This window comes from Cetobacterium sp. (assembly GCF_048470075.1).
In the GTDB taxonomy this organism is placed as follows: Bacteria; Fusobacteriota; Fusobacteriia; order Fusobacteriales; family Fusobacteriaceae; genus Cetobacterium_A.
The window spans coordinates 1-6,365 of the sequence record NZ_DBGBQB010000368.1; the positions used below are offsets into that span (position 1 = coordinate 1).

A 6,365-nucleotide genomic window follows, 5' to 3' on the forward strand; every position below is an offset into this window, starting at 1 on the left:
ATAATAATAGTAATGATTACTATTATTAGTTAAAAGAAATTATTTATAGGGAGGTTTTAATTATGAGAAGTATTACTAAATTTGATTTACAATATGCACACAGATTCTATAAGTTTAAGGGTGAGGCTCAATATCTACATGGACACACTGGAGTTTTAACTATTGAAGTTGAGGATTCTATCAATGAGGGAGTTAATATGGTATATCCATGTAATGAGATTCAAAAAACAGCTTGGGATGTTCTTAAAAACTTTGACCACTCACTTATTTTAAGAGAGGATGATCCGCTTCTTCCTGCTATACTTAAAGTTTATGAGGAGACAGGTATTAAAGATGGAACACCTCAAAACACTATGAAAGGTGTAGCATTTAAAACAGAACTTGCAACTGCATACCCTGATTCTCGTTTAGTTGTTACAAAGGAAACTTTAACAGTTGAAGGTATGATTAAAATAGTTTATGAGTTACTAAAAGATAAATTAAACATTGCTAAAATCACTTTTACTAGTGGTGTAAATGCAGCATCAGCAGAGTTTGATACAAGAAACCATATAGAGCGTTGTCCTCTTTGTGGAATCGCATTGGATGAAAACGGTTCTTGTTCAAAGTGTGGATATAAAAAATAGATACTGATTAAAGTAGTTTTTTCAAATTCCAAATTAAATCTCATTTTATGTGAGCTAGGTAACCCCCCCTCGTTACCTAGCTCTTTTTAAACTTCCACACTATTGTTTTATACTTTATTTAATGATAAAATGAAGGTGAAAACATTTAATTTAGGAGGTCAAAATGCAGTTTTTTATATACATCTTTTTAATCGCATGTATCTTTTACAACAAAAAAGGAAATCCCTGGTTTTTATATCACCACATTGGAGAATCTGGAGTTCCAACTGACTGGTTTGAAGAACATCTTAAAAATATCTGGTTTTTAAATATGAAAACTATGACAAATAGAGAGATGTTAGAATCCATGGAAAGGGATGGAAAGTTACCTAAAAATAGTGTGGCTTTAACTTTTGATGATGGTTACTACGATAACTATAAAAATGCTTTTCCTCTTTTAAAAAAATATAAGATGAAAGCTACTCTTTATCTAAATACAGCCTATGTTGAGGATGAAAACAACAGAGCCTATAACTACCTAAGTTGGAAGGAGATTGAGGAGATGAGTGGATCTGGTGTCTTTGATATTGAGTTACACTCCCATAAGCATATGCCGATTTTCGTAAATACATCCTTTGATAGAGTTGTCAGTACAGAGGATCTTTTAGATAGAGATATTCAACATCTCTATGGTGGTTCAGCTGAGGTTGGTTTCCCCATTTTTGGTAAAAGGGGAGAGTTTTCAAGTACTGGAGTTATAGTTCCTCTAAAAGCTGCCAAAAAATTTAAAGATTACTATGATAATCTATCTCCAGACAGTAGAGAAAATAGAGCAGCTATTCAGGAGTTTATAAATAGTGAACTCCATAAAGACCTTATTTTTGAAACTTTAGAGGAGGCTAAAACTAGGGTTTTAGATGATTTAAATAAAAATATATCACTTATTGATGAGCATACAGGATATAGACCTAACTTTTTCTGCTGGCCTTGGGGACATAAGTCACCTGAATTTATAGCTATTTTAAAAGAGGCTGGAATAAAGGGGTTTGTAACTACTCGTAAGGGAACTAATGCCTTGAAGTTAGATTTAGAAAATATAAAAAGAGTTGAGTTGAGAGTATTCTCTCCTTTAAAGTTTAAATTGAATCTGTTAATTTGCAGAAACTATCTACTGGGAAGAATATATCAACTTCTTTCATAGATATAGAACAAAGAATAGGAGGGATTTTTATGTTGTCAGTGGGGCTAATAACATTTAATGAAGAGTTACGTTTGGGGAGAACTTTAAAGGCTATAGAGGGATTGGCAGATGAGATTGTCGTTGTAGATAGCTTTAGTTCAGATAAAACAGTGGAGATAGCAGAATCTTTTGGAGCTAAGGTATATCAGATTCCATGGCCTGGATATGGAAAACAGAAAAATAATGTTATCGAAAGATGTACAAAGGATTGGATACTACTTATTGATGCTGATGAGGTAGTTACACCTGAATTAGCAAATGAGATTAAGGAGGTTATGGCACATGGCGATAACTATGTCTATAAGATACCATTTAACTCTGTTTGTTTTGGTAAACGTATCCGTTTTGGTGGTTGGAGCGGTAGTTCAAGAGTTAGACTATTTAAAAAAACCAGTGGACACTACTCCTTAGATGAGGTACATGAGCAGTTTTTAACAGGGGATGAAATTGGAGAGCTAAAAAATAGAATAGACCACTATACATATGAAGACTATGCTGACTATCTTCATAAGTTTAATAGATACACTAGTGAGGGTGCTAATGTGGCTTTTAAAAAGAATAAAAGCGCTGGATTTTTTAATATTGTCTTAAATCCTATATTTAAATTCCTTAGAATGTATATATTTAGATTGGGATTTTTAGATGGTGTTGAAGGACTTGCCCTATCAACTTTTAGTGCTCTATATACAAGTGTTAAATACTTAAAACTTAGGGAGATGAAGAAAAAAGATTATGATATTAATAGTTGAGGATACTGAAAGTTTACGAAAATTAACAAGAACAATCTTAGAAAAAGAGGGGTTCTCTGTAGATGAGGCTGAAAATGGAGAGATAGCCTTAGAAAAAGTCAGTGGTAGTACAAAGTATACAGTTATACTTTTAGATATAATGATGCCTAAGATGGATGGTATGGAGTTTATTAAAAAACTTAGAGAGTTCTCTGAAATTCCAGTGGTTTTTGTCTCTGCTCTCTCTGATGAGAGAAGCCAAATTTTAGCATATGAAAATGGAGCTGACGGATACTTAACAAAGCCTTTCTCTAAGGCTCTGCTTCTATCTATGGTAAAAAGATTTGGGCAAAAATCATCTAAGCCAACTATATATGAGAACCTAACTCTTATTAAATCTAGTAGAAGTGTTTTTATAGATGGTGAGGAGATACACCTTCCCACAAAGGAGCGTGAACTACTCTTTTACCTTGAGGATAACAGAGGGGTTATAAAAACTAGAGAGCAGATTTTAGATGCTATCTGGGGCTATGACTTCTATGGCAACGATAGAGTTGTGGATAAACATATAGCCAAACTTCGTGATAGATTGGGAGAGTGTAATAGATTTATAAAAACTGTTAAAGCTCTTGGATATAAGTTTGAGGTTTAGATATGAGATTGAGAAATAAACTTATCCTTATTTTATCTCTGGCCCTTTTAATCTCTCTTTTTCTAGAGGGAGTTTTAGGGGATACATATTTTGAAAAATATTTTAGATACAGTAAAGTTTTACAACTTGAAAAGATTGATTTTATATCCAATGGTAAAATTGAATTTGAGAAACTTAAAAACTATGAAAAAAATCAAAATGCATTGGTTATCATCTATAAAGATGATAAGATTGAAAATTTAAACAATTTTTATTTTATTAAAGTGGATACCCAAGAGGGGGATGCCTATGTTTTATTGGATGCCTTTTTAGATAATCTTTACTCTGATACATCTTTAAAAATAGATCGTGGTGACCTAGTTGAGATAACTGCCATAAAGGTTCTCAATAGATACTATCTTCCCACAGTTCTCATTAAAAATAATCAAGTTTTTAAAGACTATAAATTCAGCCATACATCTGAAAAAATCTATAATATAAATGGTAGAGTTCAAAAGGTTAATACACCCTATACACAATCAAATCTAGGTGATGACTTTCTGGAATCTCTTTTAACTATTGATGTTTTAACTCCACAGAAAAAAGTCTATCAAGATGTGGATGGTGATGATGAGTTTCAACTTATAACACTGAATAAAGATGGTTATAAAATAGTGATTTTCTACTCCTATGAAAATATCAATGATATATTTCCATCTTTAAAATTATACTTTTATCTAAAAGGGATTTTAATCGTTCTTTTCACTATTTTTATTGGTATTATTTTAGAAAGAATCATTGTTAAACCCATTGTTAATCTCTCTAAAGTGAGTGAGCAAATAGCCAATCTTCACTTTATAAAGGAGAATAGTTATGACGGTAATGATGAGATTGGAACACTCTATAAAGATATATTTAAAATGAGTGAAAAACTTGAAAATATAATTGAACTATACAGAAAAAAAATCTCAAAGAATAAAGAGGCACAGATTCGATTAGAGGAAAGTATTAAACTTTTTATGCATGAAGTTAAAACACCACTTTCAGCCATAATTGGATTTAGTGATCTTCTCTTAGAGGATAGTTCAAGTGATGAGATAAAAATTATAAATGAGGAGAGTAAACGTATCTTAAAAATGGCTAACACCCTTTTAAAAGATAATACCCACTCTCCAGACAAGCTCGTTTTAGAGTGTCAAAACTTTAATTTAAACTCTTTATTTGAAATCTCTTTAAAGGTTTTAGAGCACGAGATTGGAGATAAAAAAGTTATACTAACTCTTCTTAAAGATATAACTATCTACGCTGATAGAGAGATGTTTGAACAGGTTATTCTAAACATTCTAAAAAATGCTTTGGAGTATGCTAAAAAAGAGGTTCGAATCTATACTGATTATAGGGATGGGGAGCTCACTCTATTTTTAGAAAATGATGGTCCTCATATTTCAGATAAAAATATTGATAAAATTTGGAATAAATTCTACTCTTCAAACAGTCGTGGAAGAGGGCTTGGTCTATATATATCCTCTGAGATTTTAAACGCACATAACTTTATATATGGTGTTGAAAACACAAAATTTGGAGTTAGATTTTTTATAGTCCTAAAAAAGGGGATATAGAAGAGATACATCTAAGTTATTATAAATTATAAAATAAATCGAACCATGGAGGCTACATATGAAAAAATTTTTATTTCTAATGACTTTAATTTCTGCTCTATCTTTTGCTAAAGATTCACCTCAAGATATTTTAGAGGATCGTTTAGAGGATCATTTACAAGTTAAAATGGCTTCTACTTTAAAGAAAGCGGATTATGATGTTACAATTGTAAATAACAATATGAACATTGAAGTTGAGTTGGAGGGACTTACTACTCCTAAACTAAACTTTGATGCAGTTGCTCAAGAGATCTTAAAAAATATTAATGTTGATAGCAGTATTGATGATATATACATTGTTATAAAACATGATAGTGCTGTTGGTGATGACAAGATTCTTTACTCTCAGTATTTTAAAAAATAGTATTTTTACTTCCCTCTAATAGTCTTAGAGGGTTTTTTATTTTAGTAAAATATGTTATACTAATCTAATCTATTATCTTAATTTTGAAGGGAGTTTAGGGCATATTATGAAATCAAAATCTTATGAAATTCTTGTTACCTCATTTGTTATTTTATTAATTGTTTCATTGGTCTTTTTTTCAATTGTTAAAGAAAAAAAAACACTGGATTTATCTGTGGTTAATAAAATTACCCCTATAAATACTCCCCTTAATATAGATGAACTTACCCCTTTAGAAAAAGAGGTTTGGGATAAATTTAAAAAGATACCTAAAAATGAGTATCCCCGCAGATATAGGGAGATTGCTGAAAATAATAGAGTCCTTTTAAATATAAACTCCACTGAAAATGTTGGTGCCTATATTTTAAAGGAGGTTCTTAAAAGTGGTACTCTCTCTCCAAAAGATGAGCTATATATCTTAAATAAATTAAGGGTTCTTGACTCCTCCTCTGGTAACATTGTAAATATAATTAAACTGACCATGGACTATCTTAACTTAGCTGAAGACTTAAGTTCAGAGTATGATGTTATCAGAGCAAAGATTTCACTCAGTTGGATATTTACCAATCTTGAGGGATATGACACCGCTATTAAAATTTTAAATAAAATTGATATTAAATCTAAAAATTTACCTGAAGCCTTACGAATAAAAGCTTCTAAAAATTTTTATCTAGCTGAAAACTATGTTTTTCTTAAAGAGTATGATAAAGCTTTAAAGCATTTAAATGAGATACCTAACCTAGATAGTGAACCTATTGAGTATCAAAATAATATCTCAATATTAAAAACACTTCTATATTCAAAGATATACACCGATTTAGATAAGCCAAAATTGGCTAAAGAAAACCTTGCTAGAGCTCATCTATTGCTGAGTAATCTAAAAAAGCTTTACTTCATTGATATAGAAAATTTTTATTTTCTATCTCTAGAAAGCTATAATCTAAAATATGATTTTAAAAAGTTTTCACCATCTGCTCTTGAAAACTTCATTGAATCCCATAAAATCCATGGGGATATATTTCTTTTAAAAATAGCTTATAACCTATTATTTACATATTATTTTAAAACTGAAGATTTCAATAGTTATAGGAGATTATCTC

General features: G+C 30.7%; 7 protein-coding genes. All 7 read left to right on the plus strand.

Features of this window, described 5'->3' with window-relative positions:
• Window positions 1-62: 62 nt before the first annotated feature.
• A complete protein-coding gene (locus tag ACMOUI_RS12795) occupies window positions 63-626 on the plus strand; it encodes a 6-pyruvoyl trahydropterin synthase family protein (protein WP_418966082.1) in 564 nt (187 codons plus the stop codon).
• A gap of 163 nt (window positions 627-789) precedes the next feature.
• A complete protein-coding gene (locus ACMOUI_RS12800) occupies window positions 790-1,806 on the plus strand; it encodes a polysaccharide deacetylase family protein (RefSeq protein ID WP_418966083.1) in 1,017 nt (338 codons plus the stop codon).
• A 29-nt stretch (window positions 1,807-1,835) separates the two neighbouring features.
• Window positions 1,836-2,594 carry a glycosyltransferase family 2 protein gene (locus tag ACMOUI_RS12805; RefSeq protein WP_418966084.1) on the plus strand — a complete coding sequence of 253 codons (759 nt, stop codon included), beginning with the start codon at window positions 1,836-1,838 and terminating at the stop codon, window positions 2,592-2,594.
• Window positions 2,578-3,225 carry a response regulator transcription factor gene (locus tag ACMOUI_RS12810; RefSeq protein ID WP_418966085.1) on the plus strand — a complete coding sequence of 216 codons (648 nt, stop codon included), beginning with the start codon at window positions 2,578-2,580 and terminating at the stop codon, window positions 3,223-3,225. The genes ACMOUI_RS12805 and ACMOUI_RS12810 overlap by 17 nt, the downstream gene beginning before the upstream one ends.
• 2 nt (window positions 3,226-3,227) lie before the next feature.
• Window positions 3,228-4,823: an ATP-binding protein gene (locus ACMOUI_RS12815; protein ID WP_418966086.1), complete on the plus strand. Its 1,596-nt coding sequence runs from the start codon at window positions 3,228-3,230 to the stop codon at window positions 4,821-4,823.
• 58 nt (window positions 4,824-4,881) lie between these two features.
• On the plus strand, window positions 4,882-5,226 hold the full coding sequence (locus ACMOUI_RS12820) for a hypothetical protein (protein ID WP_418966087.1): 345 nt from the start codon (window positions 4,882-4,884) through the stop codon (window positions 5,224-5,226).
• A 106-nt stretch (window positions 5,227-5,332) separates the two neighbouring features.
• A partial coding sequence (locus ACMOUI_RS12825; RefSeq protein WP_418966088.1) for a hypothetical protein occupies window positions 5,333-6,365 on the plus strand: 1,033 nt, incomplete at its 3' end.

Bases quoted from the DNA above. Each gene is read 5' to 3' on its own strand.
- ACMOUI_RS12795 (WP_418966082.1), top strand. From the start codon at position 63: ATGAGAAGTATTACTAAATTTGATTTACAATATGCACACAGATTCTAT.
- ACMOUI_RS12800 (WP_418966083.1), top strand. From the start codon at position 790: ATGCAGTTTTTTATATACATCTTTTTAATCGCATGTATCTTTTACAAC.
- ACMOUI_RS12805 (WP_418966084.1), top strand. From the start codon at position 1,836: ATGTTGTCAGTGGGGCTAATAACATTTAATGAAGAGTTACGTTTGGGG.
- ACMOUI_RS12810 (WP_418966085.1), top strand. From the start codon at position 2,578: ATGATATTAATAGTTGAGGATACTGAAAGTTTACGAAAATTAACAAGA.
- ACMOUI_RS12815 (WP_418966086.1), top strand. From the start codon at position 3,228: ATGAGATTGAGAAATAAACTTATCCTTATTTTATCTCTGGCCCTTTTA.
- ACMOUI_RS12820 (WP_418966087.1), top strand. From the start codon at position 4,882: ATGAAAAAATTTTTATTTCTAATGACTTTAATTTCTGCTCTATCTTTT.